This is a genomic window from Loigolactobacillus binensis (assembly GCF_005405165.1).
GTDB classification, from domain to species: Bacteria; Bacillota; Bacilli; order Lactobacillales; family Lactobacillaceae; genus Loigolactobacillus; species Loigolactobacillus binensis.
The window spans coordinates 58,151-75,453 of sequence record NZ_BJDN01000010.1; the positions used below are offsets into that span (position 1 = coordinate 58,151).

General features: G+C 43.2%; 18 protein-coding genes. 17 read left to right on the top strand and 1 reads right to left on the bottom strand.

From position 1 onward, the window contains the following. The first annotated feature begins 37 nt into the window (after positions 1 to 37). From FFM78_RS06345 to FFM78_RS06360, 4 genes are read left to right on the top strand one after another with little or no spacing between them, the layout of a single operon-like run. Positions 38 to 421 (top strand): N-acetyltransferase, encoded by a 384-nt coding sequence (locus tag FFM78_RS06345; RefSeq protein WP_137637604.1) that lies wholly within the window; start codon positions 38 to 40, stop codon positions 419 to 421. Next, entirely contained in the window at positions 396 to 1,148 is a 753-nt protein-coding gene (locus FFM78_RS06350; protein WP_171001852.1) for a segregation and condensation protein A, read from the top strand. The genes FFM78_RS06345 and FFM78_RS06350 overlap by 26 nt, the downstream gene beginning before the upstream one ends. Positions 1,149 to 1,150: 2 nt before the next feature. After that, positions 1,151 to 1,735, top strand: coding sequence for an SMC-Scp complex subunit ScpB (gene scpB, locus FFM78_RS06355; RefSeq protein WP_171001854.1), 585 nt, complete (start codon positions 1,151 to 1,153; stop codon positions 1,733 to 1,735). Further along, entirely contained in the window at positions 1,735 to 2,466 is a 732-nt protein-coding gene (locus FFM78_RS06360) for a pseudouridine synthase (RefSeq protein WP_137637607.1), read from the top strand. Before scpB ends, FFM78_RS06360 begins: the two co-directional genes overlap by 1 nt. Before the next feature lie 50 nt (positions 2,467 to 2,516). On the opposite strand, the gene FFM78_RS06365 is transcribed toward FFM78_RS06360, so the two are convergent. Continuing rightward, on the bottom strand, positions 2,517 to 2,747 hold the full coding sequence (locus tag FFM78_RS06365; RefSeq protein WP_137637608.1) for a ferredoxin: 231 nt from the start codon (positions 2,745 to 2,747) through the stop codon (positions 2,517 to 2,519). Between the two features lie 25 nt (positions 2,748 to 2,772). Here FFM78_RS06365 and FFM78_RS06370 point away from each other — a divergent pair, with 25 nt between their 5' ends. The 13 genes from FFM78_RS06370 (at position 2,773) to FFM78_RS06430 (ending at position 17,270) form a co-directional block, all read left to right on the top strand. Next, entirely contained in the window at positions 2,773 to 3,807 is a 1,035-nt protein-coding gene (locus FFM78_RS06370) for a helix-turn-helix domain-containing protein (RefSeq protein ID WP_137637609.1), read from the top strand. After that, positions 3,800 to 5,260, top strand: a complete 1,461-nt coding sequence (locus FFM78_RS06375) for a RecQ family ATP-dependent DNA helicase (RefSeq protein WP_137637610.1) — start codon at positions 3,800 to 3,802, stop codon at positions 5,258 to 5,260. The genes FFM78_RS06370 and FFM78_RS06375 overlap by 8 nt, the downstream gene beginning before the upstream one ends. 147 nt (positions 5,261 to 5,407) lie before the next feature. Beyond that, the gene (locus tag FFM78_RS06380; RefSeq protein WP_137637611.1) at positions 5,408 to 6,016 is read left to right on the top strand and encodes a LysM peptidoglycan-binding domain-containing protein; all 609 of its coding nucleotides are present in this window, start codon (positions 5,408 to 5,410) and stop codon (positions 6,014 to 6,016) included. 69 nt (positions 6,017 to 6,085) lie between these two features. Further along, positions 6,086 to 6,772, top strand: a complete 687-nt coding sequence (gene cmk / locus FFM78_RS06385; protein ID WP_137637612.1) for a (d)CMP kinase — start codon at positions 6,086 to 6,088, stop codon at positions 6,770 to 6,772. A 77-nt stretch (positions 6,773 to 6,849) separates the two neighbouring features. Next, positions 6,850 to 8,100 carry a 30S ribosomal protein S1 gene (gene rpsA, locus FFM78_RS06390; protein ID WP_137637613.1) on the top strand — a complete coding sequence of 417 codons (1,251 nt, stop codon included), beginning with the start codon at positions 6,850 to 6,852 and terminating at the stop codon, positions 8,098 to 8,100. Between the two features lie 180 nt (positions 8,101 to 8,280). After that, positions 8,281 to 9,591: a ribosome biogenesis GTPase Der gene (der, locus tag FFM78_RS06395; RefSeq protein ID WP_137637614.1), complete on the top strand. Its 1,311-nt coding sequence runs from the start codon at positions 8,281 to 8,283 to the stop codon at positions 9,589 to 9,591. 220 nt (positions 9,592 to 9,811) lie between these two features. Beyond that, positions 9,812 to 10,099: a non-specific DNA-binding protein Hbs gene (gene hbs, locus FFM78_RS06400; RefSeq protein WP_223877021.1), complete on the top strand. Its 288-nt coding sequence runs from the start codon at positions 9,812 to 9,814 to the stop codon at positions 10,097 to 10,099. Between the two features lie 385 nt (positions 10,100 to 10,484). Next, complete coding sequence (locus tag FFM78_RS06405; protein ID WP_137637615.1) at positions 10,485 to 11,981, top strand: AcpB/EbpR/MafR family transcriptional regulator; 1,497 nt, start codon at positions 10,485 to 10,487, stop codon at positions 11,979 to 11,981. Between the two features lie 179 nt (positions 11,982 to 12,160). After that, positions 12,161 to 13,516, top strand: a complete 1,356-nt coding sequence (locus FFM78_RS06410; RefSeq protein WP_223877022.1) for a cell surface protein — start codon at positions 12,161 to 12,163, stop codon at positions 13,514 to 13,516. A gap of 14 nt (positions 13,517 to 13,530) precedes the next feature. Next, complete coding sequence (locus tag FFM78_RS06415) at positions 13,531 to 13,860, top strand: LPXTG cell wall anchor domain-containing protein (RefSeq protein ID WP_137637616.1); 330 nt, start codon at positions 13,531 to 13,533, stop codon at positions 13,858 to 13,860. 6 nt (positions 13,861 to 13,866) lie between these two features. Beyond that, positions 13,867 to 14,580 (top strand): WxL domain-containing protein, encoded by a 714-nt coding sequence (locus FFM78_RS06420; RefSeq protein ID WP_137637617.1) that lies wholly within the window; start codon positions 13,867 to 13,869, stop codon positions 14,578 to 14,580. 90 nt (positions 14,581 to 14,670) lie between these two features. Further along, entirely contained in the window at positions 14,671 to 15,732 is a 1,062-nt protein-coding gene (locus FFM78_RS06425; RefSeq protein ID WP_137637618.1) for a WxLIP family cell surface protein, read from the top strand. Positions 15,733 to 16,001: 269 nt separating this feature from the next. After that, entirely contained in the window at positions 16,002 to 17,270 is a 1,269-nt protein-coding gene (locus FFM78_RS06430; protein WP_137637619.1) for a tetratricopeptide repeat protein, read from the top strand. The last annotated feature ends 33 nt before the right edge of the window (positions 17,271 to 17,303 follow it).

The following is a 17,303-nucleotide window of genomic DNA, read 5'->3' on the forward strand; positions in this document are numbered from 1 at the left end:
GGTTAACAAACGAACGGTAAGGGCTGGGAGGTCTAGCATGTTATTAAAGTATAAAGTGGACTATGAGAAGATTGCGATGGGTCTTCTCTCCTTTATTCCTGACTTGGATGATGTTGGTCATCTAAAAGCGGAAATTCAGTGGTACCAAACCGAAACGGGCCGGCAATTGTTTTTGTGGAAGAACGCTACCGGTGATATTGCTGGTGTAGTTGGTGTTGAACAAAATAAAGATTATTTGATTGTTCGCCATCTATCGTTAAGCCCATCAGATCGGGATGAAGGAAATAGTTTTACGATTTTAAATGAATTAGCGCAACTGTATCCTAATTATAAATTGATGGGCACGATCGCAACGTCACCATTAATTGGTAAGTGGGAGCAGCGGCATAAAAAGGATGAGTTTAGTGGCCTTAACGGTTAAGTTACCTGAATTTGAAGGACCTTTGGATCTTTTATTGCATTTGATCAAGGATTCCGAAATGAATATTTATGATATTCCGATTGTTGCCATTACGTCACAATATATGGACTATCTACACTCAATGCAACAGATCAAGCTTGAGATCGCTGGTGATTATTTTGTGATGGCAGCTACGTTAATGCGGATCAAAAGTCAATGGCTATTGCCCCAACCTGAATTATCAGAATCAGCTGAACCGGATGAGATCACCGAAGATCCGCGGGATGAATTGGTCAGTCAATTATTGACTTATCAGGCTTATAAACAGGCGGCAACCGAGTTGCAGGCCCATGAGCAGGCGCGTCAGGCTTATTTTAGTAAGGCCCCAAGTGTGTTTGCTAGCGCTGCCCCGGTTCCAATGCCTAAGCAGCCAGTGGCACTTGCTGATCTAACAGCGGCCTTTAGTCATTTATTGCGGCAACAACAGATACAGGCGCCGCATATCCGTCAGGTTCACCAAGAAACGATCACCATCGCCCAGAAGGTTACCCAGATCACACAGGCGCTGCGCCAAAGTAGTCAAGGACAGTTAAGCTTCATGCACTTGCTTTCAGCAGTACCATCCATCGAAGAAATGGTGACCACCTTTATGGCAGTATTAGAATTAATGAAAAATAAACAAATCGCTTGTTTTCAAGCGCAAACGTTAGCGCCAATCACGGTTGCCTTGCAAGAGGAGATTGCATGAACATCACAGCAGAATTAGAAAGTTTATTATATGTTGCCGGCGATGACGGTATCAGTTTAGACGAATTAGATCAGTTATTGACCATTTCTCGTGCAACAATCAAACGTGCATTGGCGGCTTTTGCGGAGCAACTAGCAGCGGATAAGCAGCGCGGACTTTTGTTGTTTCATTTTGGTGATCGGTATAAGTTAGTGACAAAAAAGGCTTACGCAACTTTGATCAAACGCTATTTTGAAACGCCTTTGACCACTAAGTTAAGTCAAGCATCTTTAGAGACTTTGGCAATTATTGCTTATAAACAACCGATCACGCGTATTAAGATTGATGAAATTCGGGGCGTCCAAAGTGGCGGTGCGTTACAGCGATTAATGTTGCGCCAATTAATTGAAGAACAAGGTCGTAAAAATGCACCAGGGCGCCCAATTTTATACGGTACTAGTGCCTTTTTCCTGGATTATTTTGGCCTGGAATCTTTAGCTGCGCTACCGCCGTTAACTACGGCAGTGGCTGATACGACGACCGCCGCTGATTCTGATTTGTTTGCGCAGTTTGAAGCACAATTAAAAGATAAGGAAGAAAATCATTAATGGAAAGACTACAAAAAGTGATCGCTGCTGCCGGTGTTGCCTCACGGCGTAAGGCTGAACAATTGATCAGTACCGGCCACGTTCAAGTGAACGGTAAAGTTGTTAAAACAATGGGCATCCAAGTGGAACCCCATGATCATGTCGAAGTTGACGGGGTTCCCTTAGCAACTGAACAAAAACGGTATTTTTTACTTTATAAGCCTCGGCGCGTTATCTCGTCCGCCCATGATGAAAAGGGACGTAAAACTGTGCTCGACTTTTTCCCTGAAGTCAGTGAACGCTTATACCCAATTGGGCGCTTAGACTATAATACTTCTGGATTGATCATTATTACTAACGATGGGGAGTTGGCTAATCTACTGACCCATCCGCGGTACCGGATTGAAAAGCAATATACGGCTAAGGTCGAAGGAATTCCTACCGTGGAAGCCTTGAAAAAGTTACGTGCTGGGGTTGACTTAAAGACTAAGAAAACGGCACCGGCTAAGGTTAAATTACTGTCCAGCGATCGCGCAAAAAAAACCGCGTTAGTCAATTTAACGATCCACGAAGGAATGAATCATGAAGTTCGTGATATGCTGACTGCGGTGGGTTATCCTGTTGAGAAATTAAGTCGTGAGCGCTATGCTTTCTTAACCACAGATAGTTTGACTGCTGGCGATTCTCGCCCGTTACAGCCCCAAGAAGTTGCGGCGTTAAAAAAATTAGCACGAACTGGTCGATTACGGTAACCAGTAGATGCTAAGTTAAGTACGGGGCGCCTATGGTGCACCGTGCTTTTTCAGTTTTTGGTGGTAAAAGGTTTATTTTGGCGCTTGATGGCACCTGTTGGACAGGCCCGATAGGCTTGTTTAAAGGCGGCTAATTGTGCAGCGGGGATCGGCGCTTGGCCCTGATTATGATCAAGTCGGTAGAAGGCGATCCCTTCCGTATCGTAATCGAATAATTCTGGTGCCCGTAATTGACATAAACCACAAGCAATACATTGCTCACGTTGAACCTGACTATACATGATAAAATCTCCTTAAGGTGGAAAAATGGACGATCAATTATATTTACTTTATTTGTTCGATCAAAGTCAATGGCGGCGTCCGCTGGCGTTGCAAGCACTGATCAAGGGTAAACGAACTGTTTCTAATCTTTATGCTGGTCTTGACTATGGTTTACTGTCATTATACCAACTATTGCCGCATTTAGCGGCACCAAAATTTCAACAGGCACTGGCCCAGCTACTAGCAGCCGGGTGGTTGGAGCAGCAGAAACGGGCTGTGCGTCTAACTGCTGCTGGTGTTGCCGCTAAAACAGCCGTTCAGGATCAAATTTTTTTGCCGCAACACTATGCTGGTTTTAGTTTTCAGCATAGTCGTGATTTTAGTAACAGTTTATTTCTAGCGACCCAAGTCGTGTCCGAATTACAGGCCCATAATCGTCGTTATTTTCCGTTGGCGGTCAGCTTAGCGACCCAATCGCGAGTTAAACAGTGGCTTCAACAGCAAGATGCTAGTTTAATGGCGGAGCGTTTGCAGCATGAGTGGGAGCAGCTTCTAACGGTTTTACCAGCGCAGCAAGCAGATTATTATAGTCAGTTTTTATTAGGTCACGAGGTGCAACGCGCAACTGTGGCGCAGGCTGATCAGCTAGCCGGTTGGAGTTCTTTGACTGGTGAGCTTGTGCGGCAAGACATTAGTCATCATTTACTAAGATTGATCACTGCTCAACCGATGCGTTTTCCTTTGATGGTAGCACTGTGGCGACCTTTGGCTTGTGGTCCGCTTAGCCAGAGCGCAACTGTGACCATGAATCTGCTGGATCAAGGCGCTTCATTGGCACTGATCAGTCAGAAACGACGGGTTAAGATCAATACTTTGAAGGAACATTTACTAGAAGCGGCGATCCTATTAGCCGACTTTCCGTTTGCAACTTATTTATCTGAGCCGACGCAACAAAAATTAGCAACTGTGTTTGCGCAGCAACCGTTGGAAACTTGGCGTTATGATCAATTAGCTACAACGCCGATTAGTTTTTTTGAATTTCGTTTATATCAAATCAAACGGAGGAAGATCCATGGTTGAAGCAGCAGAAATCAAAAAAGTATTAACGCAACGCTTTGGGTACACCGCCTTTAAACCCGGTCAAAGCGAAGTCATCCGCGCTGTTTTAGCCGGCCAAGATACCTTTGCTATTTTGCCGACGGGGACTGGTAAATCACTTTGTTATCAGCTGCCAGGGTATTTATTAACGGGTCAAGTAGTGGTGATATCGCCATTACTTTCGTTAATGCAGGATCAGGTTGCCCAATTACATTATTTAGGTGAAAAGCGGGTATTGGCGTTGGCCTCGGCTTTAGATCCAGCAACTCGTCGGGCTAGTTTGGCCCGCTTTGCACAGTATAAATTTGTTTTTTTGTCACCAGAAATGGCCAACCAACCACAGATCCGCCAAAAGTTACAGCGCACACAAGTTGCTTTATTGGTTGTGGATGAGGCGCATTGTATTTCCCAATGGGGCGTTGATTTTCGACCGGATTATTTGGTCTTAAAAGCATTGCGGGCAGCAATTGCGCCACAGGCGACCTTGGCCTTGACTGCTACTGCCACTAAACGGGTTCAGGCAGATATTTTAGCTAAATTAGGGTTAACCCCCACCACAACTAAGCAGATCATTCACTCGGTTGATCGGCGCAATATTTATTTAGCCAGCGAACAGGTTAGCGATGAAATCGAAAAAAAGCAACGATTAGTGGCTTGGTGTCAGCAATTAAAACGACCAGGGATCATTTATTTTTCCAGTCGCCAAAAAACTGAAGAAATCACCGCTTTATTGCAGAAAAAAGTAACTGCTCGGGTTGCCTTCTATCATGGCGGTATGACCAGCCAGGATCGTTTTGCCGTGCAGCAGCAATTTATGCACGGTAAGTTGGCCTTGATCTGTGCAACTAATGCGTTTGGCATGGGGATCAACAAAGCCGATGTTCGCTTTGTGATTCACTATCATCTGCCTAGTAGTCTGGAAAGCTATCTGCAAGAAATTGGGCGAGCCGGCCGTGATGGTCAGGCTAGCATTGCAATCACACTTTATGAGGAACGCGACTTTCAACTACAGGCTAATTTAGCGACTAATACGTTGCCGGATGCGGCGTTGATTAAACAATATTTTGCTCATCCCCAAAAGTTTTCGTTGGCCGCAATTCCAGAAATTGACTTACTGCGTTTTTATCTGCAACATCACCAAGACGAAACAACGGTGCAACATTTATTTGCTAAACGGCGAGCTGAAAAACTAGCGGCACTACGCAGTATGTTAGCCTTCTTACAGACGCCTGGGTGTAAGCGTCAGTTTATTTTGGATTATTTTGCAGATCCTACAACGATCATTCATGATGAAACTTGCTGTGATGCCACCCAACCACCACAGCTAGCCACTTTAGGTTTACAGCGAGCAGCGGATGAATCAGAAATAAAGGTGGGTGTTGCGAGCTGGCGGGCACGCTTAGCTGCTATTTTTGCACCAACGACAATGCTTTAAACGAATCTTAAAGAATTTTAAATAAGATTATGTTACAATATTTGCTGAAGGTTTGGCAGGAAGACTATTGTTAATTGCTCACATGCTAGTACTCACTGGCTTATTTCCTGTTAAACAATGACGCTTGGTGAGCAAGAAGGAGCATCGATGAGTAAACGAGATCAAAAACTAAATGATGAGAAACCCTGGGACGCTCATTTTGAGGATGACCGCGATGACAAAGGTAATTTGTCGCGGGCAGCAACCCATCGTAAAGATAAAAGTAATGCATTATTCGTTACGATTTTAACGATTGCACTATTGGTTTTGGCGGCCTTGCCAGTAGGTGCCTGGACGATCTGGCAGAATCAGATGAACCGGCCAGTTGCTACTGAAAGTTCAGTTTCTAGTAGCAGTAGCGCTAAGGAATCGGTGGCGGCTAAGAAGACAACTAAGACGTCAGCAAAGGCCAAACATACTACTAGTAAGCAGACCAGTGATACAGCAGCTAATACCTCTAGTACGGCTGAAACTAGCAGCAGTGTTGTGGCTACAAGTTCGAGTACGGCCGCTTCATCGAGTACCGCTGCTTCATCGTCGAGTGCGGCTAGCAGTAGTTCTAGTAGTGCGAATGCAACCTATGTAACGGTAACTCAGGGGCAAGGAGTTTATCGAATCGCAGCTAATAATGGACTGACTGTAGCGGAATTATTACAATTAAATGGAATTTCCAGTACGAGTACGATCACCGCAGGACAGAAGTTACGTGTTAAATAATTAATTTGGTCATCACGAGATTGGGGCTTGGGCCACGATCTCGATTTTTTTGAATAAGGGGTTTAGGTAATGACATTAGGTGTACAAATTGCGATTGATGGGCCTGCATCAGCAGGTAAAAGTACCGTGGCCAAGTTGGTGGCTAAGCAGCTACGCTATACATATTGTGATACTGGTGCAATGTACCGTGCACTAACCTTAGCGGCAATGTGCCAAAAAGTTACGTTAAATGATGAAGCGGCCGTTTTACGGGTGTTAAAGCAAATTACGATCAGCTTTAAGCCTGGGGAACCTGAACAGCAAGTCTTTATTGATCAGCAGGAAGTGACAGAAGCAATTCGGCAACCTGACGTGACTAATAATGTTTCGACAGTTGCTGCATTGGCAGGTGTTCGGCGCCAACTTGTTCAGCATCAGCAAGCAATCGCGGCCAAGGGAAACATTGTGATGGATGGGCGCGATATTGGTACAGCTGTTTTACCGCAAGCGGCGGTTAAAATTTTCTTAGTGGCTAGCGTGGCGGAACGAGCGCAACGTCGTTATACAGAGAACCTGCGCAAGGGAATTAATACGCCTTTAGCGGTTTTGCAGACAGAAATTGAAGTTCGCGATAAAAAAGATTCGACTCGCGCAATTTCGCCATTGACCCAGGCAAAAGATGCTGTATTGGTCGATACGACAGCGTTATCAATCGAACAAGTGGTTGCGAAAATCATCACAATTGTGGCCGAAAAGCAGAAAGATCAGAATAAATAACAGCTTTTTGTGGCAATTCAAGCCATTTTACTATAAAATAGATAATGTAGTTTCAAGCTGTTAAGGAGGATTTTGGCATGGACGAAGATAATACAAACCAAGTTGAAAATAAAAATGCCATGGCGGACGCTTTAAATAGCGTTCACGATGTAAAAGTCGGTGACATTGTGAAAGGTGAAATCTTGGCGATCGACGATGATAAGCAATTAATCGTTGGGATCCAAGGTACTGGTGTTGAAGGGGTTGTTCCCGTCAAGGAATTAGCTAGCCAACCGGTTGCTGATATCAATGAAGTTGCTAAGGTCGGGGATGTTCTTGATCTTGTTGTAATTTCGACAATTGGCAAAGATAAGGAGAATGGTAGCTACTTACTTTCGAAACGGCGCCTTGAAGCCCGCAAAGTTTGGTCCGAAATTCAGGACAAATTTAATGCTGGCGAAAACATCACTGCACCAGTTACCGAAGTTGTTAAAGGTGGCTTGGTCGTTGATGCTGGCGTTCGTGGCTTTATCCCGGCATCAATGATTCAAGATCATTTTGTTGATGACTTAAATGCTTATAAAGGTAAAGAATTAGAATTAAAGATCATTGAAATTGAACCAAGCGAAAATCGTTTGATTTTATCACACCGTGCAATCGTTGAAGCTGCTAAGGCTGAACAACGTGAACAAGTTTTGGCAACACTTAAGGCTGGCGATACAGTTGAAGGTACGGTTGCTCGTTTGACTTCATTCGGTGCTTTCGTTGATCTTGGTGGTATTGATGGGTTAGTCCACGTTTCAGAGATTTCATTTGAACGGGTCGAAAAACCATCTGATGTTTTAAAGGTTGGTCAAAAAGTAACGGTTAAGGTTTTATCTGTTGATGCTGATCGCGAACGGATCTCATTGTCGATCAAAGCGACTTTGCCAGAACCATGGACCGGTATTGAAGAAAAAGCACCAGCTGGTAGCGTTTTGGAAGGTACAGTTAAACGTTTAACTACATTTGGCGCCTTTGTTGAAGTTTTCCCTGGTGTTGAAGGGTTAGTGCATATTTCGCAGATTTCCCATCAACATATTGCAACTCCGAATGAAGTTCTTTCGGAAGGTGAAGACGTTAAGGTCAAAGTCCTTGAAGTCAATCCAGACGCGCATCGTTTGGCTTTGTCGATCAAAGCTTTGACACCAAAGCCATCTAGCGAAGAAAACCATTCAGCACCAAAGGCTGAAACTAATCATTATCAAGATAACAATTCTAGTTACCAAGATAACGATGATGGTGGCTTCACCTTAGGCGACTTGATCGGTGACGAATTAAAACACAGCACTGATAACGATCAAAAGTAGTTGATCACCGGTGCTAGGCGGAGAGATTGGCATTGGCCAATCTCTTTTTCTATGCTTCCAAGAAGCATGTAAAACCTTAACGGTGTCCTTTTACCGTAATTTATGCTATGATCAAGGAATTGCAGATTTAAGGGCATAAATAGAAGCAAACTGGAAATTATTTAGAAAGTAGGCGATAGAATGGCAAAACCAGTCGTTGCCATTGTTGGTCGGCCCAACGTAGGTAAATCAACTGTTTTTAATCGAATTGCCGGGCAACGCGTTTCAATCGTTGATGATGCCCCTGGGGTAACCCGGGATCGTATTTATACTTCGGCTGAATGGCTCGGTCACGAATTTAATTTGATCGACACCGGGGGAATTGATATTGAAGATCAGCCCTTTGTTGAACAGATCAAAGAACAAGCAGAAATTGCGATTGCAGAAGCGGACGTGATTGTTTTCGTCACTAGTGTTCGTGAGGGCGTTACCGATGCGGATGAAAACGTGGCCCGGATTCTTTATCGTTCTGATAAGCCAGTTGTTTTGGCAGTTAATAAAGTCGATAATCAAGAACTACGGCAAGATATTTATGACTATTATGCATTAGGGTTTGATGAACCAATTGGTGTTTCGGGGGTTCACGGAATCGGCGTTGGTGATCTATTAGATGCGATCATCAAGCATTTTCCGACTGATATTGAACCTGAAGATGAAAGCCGAATTCGTTTTAGTCTGATTGGTCGGCCTAATGTTGGTAAATCATCGCTGGTTAACGCCATTTTAGGTGAAAATCGGGTGATTGTCTCTAGCGTTGCCGGAACGACACGTGATGCGATTGATACGCGCTTTGCGGCTGCTAATGGGACTGAGTTTAATATGATCGACACAGCTGGGTTGCGTAAACGCGGTAAGGCCTATGAAAACGCAGAAAAATATAGTGTCTTACGGGCTATGTCAGCGATCGACCGCTCTGACGTTGTTTTAGTGATCTTAAATGCTGAAGAGGGTATTCGCGAACAAGATAAAAAAATTGCTGGCTATGCCCATGAGGCCGGCCGCGGCATTATCATTGTAGTCAATAAATGGGATACGTTGAAAAAAGATAATCATTCGTTGAATAACTTTGAACAAGCGATTCGGGCCAACTTCGCTTATTTGGATTACGCACCGATCGTCTTTGTTTCGGCTAAAACCAAACAGCGACTCAGTCAATTACCTGCAATGATCGAAAAGGTTAGCGCAAATCAAAGTCGACGGATCCCTTCAGCTACCTTAAATGATGTTTTATTAGATGCGATTGCAACTAACCCAACACCATCTTCCAATGGGAAACGACTACGAATTTACTATACAACCCAAGTTGCCGTCAAGCCACCGACATTTATTGTTTTCGTTAATGATCCGGATCTGATGCATTTTTCGTATGAACGTTTTTTAGAAAATCAACTGCGGAATGCTTTTGAATTTTCAGGAACTCCGATCCATATCATTGTACGGCGACGGAAGTAGCGTAAAGCTTGTTCTGTCAATAAAAACATCGATTTATGAAGAGAATTCTCATATTTGCCGGTTTTTATGGAAAAAGCGCTTAAAAATGTGAAAAAACCTTGCTATCAAGGCGTTCCTATGATATCTTTGATTCAGAAATGATGACGTTGTTCATTATTTCAGAACTGCTTGATGCAGTACTCATTTTATTTTAGACATCTGTCTAATTGTTGCTCAGGAGGTGACATTCACTATGGCAAACAAAGCTGAATTAATCGAAAACGTCGCTAGCCAAACTGGTTTGACTAAAAAAGATGCAACTGCTGCTGTTGATGCTGTCTTTGGTTCGATCCAAGATACATTAGCAAAAGGCGAAAAGGTTCAATTGATTGGTTTTGGTAACTTTGAAGTTCGTGACCGTGCTGCTCGTAAGGGCCGTAACCCACAAACTGGTGCTGAAATTGAAATTCCAGCCAGCAAAGTACCTGCATTCAAACCTGGTAAAGCATTAAAAGATGCAGTTAAATAAAGTAATAAAATGAACTAGCAATTTTGGTTGCTAGTTTTTTTGTAGGTAAGTGTAACTACATTTGACACATGAACCCAAGCTTTTGCCGCAAGTAAAATTCAAAAAAATAAGCGATCAGGACTTTTGTCCTGGTCGCTTATTTTAGTTGCTGATTAGGTTTTCGCAGGCAGCGCCTTCATAAAGTCTTCAAGTTTTAGCAAAAAAATAGTCGTACATTAAATTTAAGCTTAGTTTAGATAAAAAGTTAGCGCTTACGGATAAGCCTATCTTGTAACTGCAGGTCAAACAGAATCTAGATTCTTTATGCTCGGCCGTGCGCGCTTGTTATGGTTGGTATAGCTTATCAAAAAACGGGACGCTTCATTAAGCGCAGAAAGGAGTTAAAATGTTTAAAGCGGATTTGCTTGATAAGCCTGATCGCTTATTGGTGTTATTGTTAGAAGACCTTTATTTGGCCGATGGGGCAATTAGTAAGCAAAAGTTAAGCCAGGATCTGGAAATTTCTTTATCATCGCTGAATCGTTACATTTTACAATTAAAGCAGCTTTTAGCACCGCAAATTAAGCGTGGACTAATTAAATTAAATATACATTCTCAGCAACTTGATCTGAAATTAATTGGTCAGATCACGTTAGATGAATTATATTGTGATCAGGCGCTGCGTAACGCAATTAATTATCAAATACTCCTACTGCTCTATCGTAAAGGTAAAGTTACTTTAGCAGAGTTTAGCCGTGAATTGGCGATTAGTGAGGCGTCATTTTATCGTCACGTCAAGCAATTGAATCTCTTACTGACGGAATTTAATTTGGTTATCAAACAGGGAGTACTGTGTGGTACTGAACTGCAGATACGCTATTTTTATTATCAATTATTTAGCTTGCTTCCGCTGACGACCACCAAAACAAATATTTTACATGAGCAATATATTCAGCTTTTAGAAGAGCGCTTTGCTTATCAATTCAACACAGTGGCGGCAGCGCGAATCAAATTGTGGATCACGATTTCATTACAGCGTCAATTGACCACTTTGCGGCCGGATCGCCGTTTGCCAGCAGCAATAACTGAATTAAGCCGTAACAATGTTCTGTTCGATCAAATGAGTGCTAATTATCGTCAGTTATTCGGTCAAATGGATAATGCCGCGGCAGTCTTTGAGACCAAAGCGTTGTTCGCCATGTTGATCAGTATGACGGTTTTTAATAGTCAGGCGGCCTTGGTATGGGAGTTTGCCGATATTTATACGCATAACGATACAGAGTTGAGTCAATTATTACTGGCCTTTAACCAGTCCGTTTGCCAAAGCTTGGCGATTCAGCCGGAGCGTTGGTCGTTTAGCTTTTCCAAGCTACTATTTGATACGTTAACTCGGCCGTATCTTTTTACTGGGGAATTAAATAAATTTACGCTTAAGCAGACCGCTTATTATCGCACATTTTATTTTACCCATGAAATACAGCAATCAGTGCAACGGCTTTTGCAGCATTTAAAAAATGCCTCATGTGTCAAGCTGCGACAGCTGGTCCTTAAAAATGAGGCCTATTTTCGGCGTTGCTTATTATTAGTCATTACTGAATTTGCTGGGCAACAAACACAAGAGATCACGATTGGCATTGAAACGGATTTGACCGATGCGCTAGTGCATCTAGTGGTCAATAAGCTCCAACAGCAAATGGCGGGTCAGGTGTTAATTGAGGTGACCGTTTATCAACCAGGCCATGATTATGATTTAGTGCTGACCAATCGACGGGTAACCGCAGTCGCGTCGGGACAGCCACTTTATCATTTCGCTGATCTTGGTAGTTGGCGTGACTTTCAGAATATAAAAAATATTATTATCAGAATAGGTCATAAAAAAACAAATCTAACGAAATTTAATTAGTGAAAATAGCACTAAATCAGTATATAGGCGACTGATTTAGTGCTATTTTTTTGTCTAATTAATCATTAATAGAATTATTTTCTATCAATTTTGATATAATAATTGCTATTTTTGATAAGGTTATTTGTTGACATCGGTTACAATAAGTTTGTAGGAAAATAGTTGTGGGAGGTGAACTTATGGGCAAAAGGATGTGGCGCCGCAGTTTAAGCTTGTTGGCCGTACTAAGCGTGTTTTTAGGTATTGTGCTTAGTTCAGCCCGTGCGGCGGCCACAACACAATCGGTAATCACCCTTAGCGGCATCGACCAAATGCAAGTTGGCGAAAGCAAAACACTTGTTATGACGTTAGTCAAACTGCCAGCAACAACAATTAAGCTGACTTTACCGGCTGGTTTAAAATTTGATGCGGCTAGTTTTGAACAGCAAACCGCTGCAACCCAGGAACAAATTAGTGTTCAAGAAGAACAGGGTAGCGTGCTGCTCACAACACATACAGTAACGACAGCAAAAATCAACCTACCGTTACTTGCGGTGAAAGCAGGTGATTATCGACTACAGGCGGTCACTAACACGTTTCAGTCCAATCAACAAGCAATCGCAGTAACGGCCGCAAACGAGACAACTACGGCAGTTGCCGAGGCCACTACTACCAGTGATGACGGTACAACGACTAAGCAGGCAGATGCTACTGTTCCAACTGTGGCAAGTCCTGCTGTACAGGCGGCCTCAAGTATTGCCCTAAAGGTAGATCAAGCGGCGGGTAGTGGTATTGTGACTAATAATTATTATGGGGGTGACTATCAAGTCAGTGGAACGGTTTGGGATAATACTAGTGAAACACTTTCCTTCTATGCAGTCATGACTAAAATCAGTGGTAATGGTGCTACCCCCGTTAAGGAACAATTATTAGGTACGGTTAAAATGAGCAGTAATGTCACACAAAATTGGCAGTTTGCAATTCCGGATAGTTACCTGCCAGATGTCACCGTACAATCAGCAGGTTCGCTTTACCGTATGCGGATTGAGGCCCGACAAAGTACAACTAATTTTGGTAGTGGTAATTTTCAGTTAGCCTATATTCAAGGTAATCTGGGCATCACGGCACCAAGCACCATCACGTTTGGCAATAATCTCAGTGTAAACGAAACTCAGCAATTAACCTATTTAGGAAAAATTGCGAGCGGTGATCAAGCGTTGACGGTTGTAGATACCCGCACGTTTCCGGCGAGTTCGACACTGAATGGTTGGCAACTCACGGTCAGCCTGGCCCAACAAATGACGGGTAACCGGACGGGGACGATCTTAACTAATAGCTTGCATTATTTGAATGATGGTACGGACTACACCTTATCTAGTGCGGCTAGTCCAGTAGCAAGTCTAGTAACTGCTACCCCAGGTAAAAATACGGCGGTCTCGGCTAATTGGAATGCGCAAAATGGCCTGGCCTTTGAGCCGACACCGGGACAGCCGCAAGCTGAGCAATATGGCGGCAGCGTCATTTGGAATCTGCAAGAAACGCCACCCAATAAGTGAAAGGAGTGGCATCGATGAAAGTAAAAACGGTAATTCTCGGTTGGCTGTTTATGATGACACTGCTCGGTGGTAGCACCCTTAGTCAAGGTGCGGTTATAACCAGCCAGGCGCAGACCAGTTTTGTCACCGCTACTAAAAATACCCCAACTGTAACAAAACCACGGCTACCCTATCAAAGCAGTCGCCAAGAAGTGCAAACAAATCAGTACCAGCAATCAGTTTTGCCGCAAACTAGTGAACGTTCTGGCAGGAGTCTTTCCCTAGTTGGAATCCTTATTCTAGTCAGTTTAGCAAGTATCAAGTTACAAACTAAATTTAAGCAGCATCAATCAATTGAGGAGTGATTTTAGATGATGAAAAAAAGTGCTTTATTAACGGTGACTGCCATGAGTGGTCTATTACTAAGCGGGTTTGCAACCAATGTCAGTGCCGAAACAGTGGCTTCTACCGCTAAATCGGATGCCACCGCTACTTTTACGGACGCTATCGATCCTACTAATCCGATTGATCCGACTGACCCAACTGATCCAGAAAATCCAGGTGGTGGGCCTGGTACCGGTAATTCTGGGCCATTATCAATTGATTATGTTTCTAACTTAGAGTTTGGTGAGCATGATGTGCCAACTAAGGATGAAGTGTATACGGCTCAGGATGATCAAGATACTGATGGTAATGCGATTCCCAATTACGTTCAGGTCACGGATCAACGTGCAGGAACCCCTAAAGGTTGGACATTATCAGTTATGCAGGAAGCTCAATTTGCCAGCGCCAATGATACGGCCTTAGATGGCGCACAGCTATCTTTTTCCGGAACGGCGATCACTTCTAATGAAACAACAGACAGTCCTGCTAGCGTACACGATGTTACCCTAACACCAGGCAACTCCACAACCATCATGGATGCTGCTACCGGTAATGGCTTTGGTACTTGGGCCGATAAATGGAGCGATAGTAACGATAAGTCCACTGCCACGCTAGCCGTTCCGGTGGCGGCCCATCCGGAAGCCGAAGATTATAAAACAAATTTAACGTGGACCCTGACTGATACACCGGCCAATGCATAATAGTTCTGAAGTGCTTTAACTTAACTAGTCAAAAGGACAGCGTAAACTGTCCTTTTGCTCTGAATTAATAACTAAAAGGAGGTGCGTCTGTTGAAAAAACAAAATTTAGGACTAATGATCTTAGCAGTTATATTAGGATTATTGATTTTAAACCGACCAGTCGCGGCTAATGAATTAACTTTTGGTGTTGAAACTAATTTACCCACCAATCAACTCACTAAAAATGTTAATTATTTTGATTTAAAGCTTGCCCCAGGTCAACAGCAGACGATAAGTGTAACGGTGACTAATAGCACCAGTAAGGCGGTTAAGCTGAAGCCGGAGGTCAATGCGGCAACGACTAATTTAAATGGTGTTGTAGAATATACAAAAGCTAAGGCCGTTGCGGACACCTCCTTGCGCTATTCATTAGCCGATTATGTGAAGCCAGAACAAACAACAATAACCGTTCCGGCCAAGCAAAAAAAGCAAGTTAACTTAAAAGTTACTATGCCGCAAGGTCATTTTAATGGGGTTATTGCTGGTGGCCTGCGGTTACAGGATGAAAATGCGGATCAGCAAAGTAAAGCAACTAAAGGCACGACGGTTCAAAATCAATACGCTTATGTTATTGGGATTGTTTTGCACCAAAATACCCGGACCGTTAAGCCAATCTTAAAATTAGGTGAGGTCGGCGCTAGCCAGGTCAATTATCGCAATGTGATCAATGCAACATTGCGTAACGTGCAAGCAACCTATATTAATCAGCTGCAGGTCAAGGCTAAAATTTATCCACGTGGCAGTAAAAAAGTAAGTTACACCCAGACTAATAAAGGGCTCCAAATGGCACCGAATTCTAAGTTTGCACTGCCGATCCGTTTAAATGGCCAAGCGCTTAAGGCCGGACAGTATACGCTGGACTTAAAGGCGACTTCAAAGGGACAGAAATGGCATTTCAAACGTAATTTTACGATTGCTGGTGCTCAAGCGGCTAAGCTAAATAAGCGTGATGTCACGATCAAACCTAATTATACCTGGTTGTATACTTTGATCGGCGCCGTGATCATTGTACTTTTAGTCGGTTTGATCTGGTTCTTTAATCGGCGTCAATTAAAAGCCAAAGAGCGCGAAAATGCGGCATTACGGGCAGCACTGGATAAAAAGAAATCCTGACGGCCACTGAAACAGAAAAGATTGGCTTAATGAAGCATATTTTGGCTAGATTGTAGGGGCAAGCAAATAGTGGGGCTGGGACAAAAGTCTTAGCGCCACTATTTTATTTATGAATATTACGTTAATGCGCCCAGGCCAACTTTTAGGGCCTTCTTGTTACCTAATTTTGGCCGTTGCAGGTCACCAATAGCTAATCTTTTTAAATTATTAGGTAAATATGCTAAAATAATTTAGTTTGAAACAATTTGGCGAATGGAAGGTGCGGTTAATTGAGTTACGCAAAACAAATGTTGGATGCTTTAAAAGCGGGTCGCTTAGAAGCGTCTAAAACGGCCTTTAATCACGCATTACGGCATGATGATGACGAAACGTTGTATAGTTTGGCTGAGGATCTTTATGCCTTAGGTTTTTTGCGTCAGGCACGACGCACCTATTTACAATTATTGAAAAAATATCCAGATGAAGATGAATTACGGACAACTTTGGCCGATATTGCGATCAGTGACGGCAAAACCGATGAAGCTTTGACTTATTTGCAGGCGGTGAAGCCAGAATCACCAGCATATGCGCAAAGCCTGTTGGTCAGTGCTGATCTTTACCAACAGCAGGGCTTATATGAAGTTAGCGAACAAAAATTATTGACGGCCCGGCGTTTATTTCCTGATGAACCGATCATCAGTTTTGCTTTAGCAGAGTTTTATTTTGATAGTGGTGAATACCAAAAAGCAATCGTGCACTATGAAGCTTTGGTCGAAGCTGGTGAAACTGAAATTGCTAAAGTCAACTTATTTCAGCGTTTAGGAATTGCGTCTGCTAATAGTGGTGAATTCGAGCAAGCCCGCGATTATTTACAGAAGATCCCCGCGGCTGAAATGGACAGTAATACGTTATTTCAAAGTGGTTTTATTGCCCTACAATTAAAGGACTATACGCAGGCGATCACTCGTTTTGAAACCGTTGTGGAACAAGATCCACAATATAGTTCCGTTTATCCGTATTATGCGGATGCCTTAGAGGCTGATTCACAGTTGGCCGCGGCATTACGAGTTGTTCAGGCCGGTTTAGCCGTTGACCAGTATAATGAGGTGTTGTTTGATAAGGGGGCGCATTTAGCGTTGCGTTTAGCGGATAGTACCACGGCAGAAACTTACTTACAGCAGCTGTTGCACATTGATCCGGAAAATATGCAAGCATTGATCGAATTAAGCAATCTTTATGTGAAGTTAGGTCGGCATGAAGAAAATTATGCTTTGTTGGCGCCAGCGTTACAGCAAGGGGATGTTGATCCGCAGGCCTACTGGAATTTTGCCCGTTCTGCGGCGGAATTAGAACACGCCGATACGGCCCGTTCTAATTATTTGTTGGCTTATCCCACTTTTAAAAACGAGCCGGCCTTTTTGAAAGAATTGATTAATTTCTTCCGCGGTCAGGGCCTGCGTGCTGAAACGTTAGCCGCTTTGCAACGCTACGTTAAGTTGGTACCCACTGACGATGACATGGCCTATTTATTGGATGATTATTTAGCTGATCAAAATTAAGCAGAAAAGTGTAACCGCTGTGGTTACACTTTT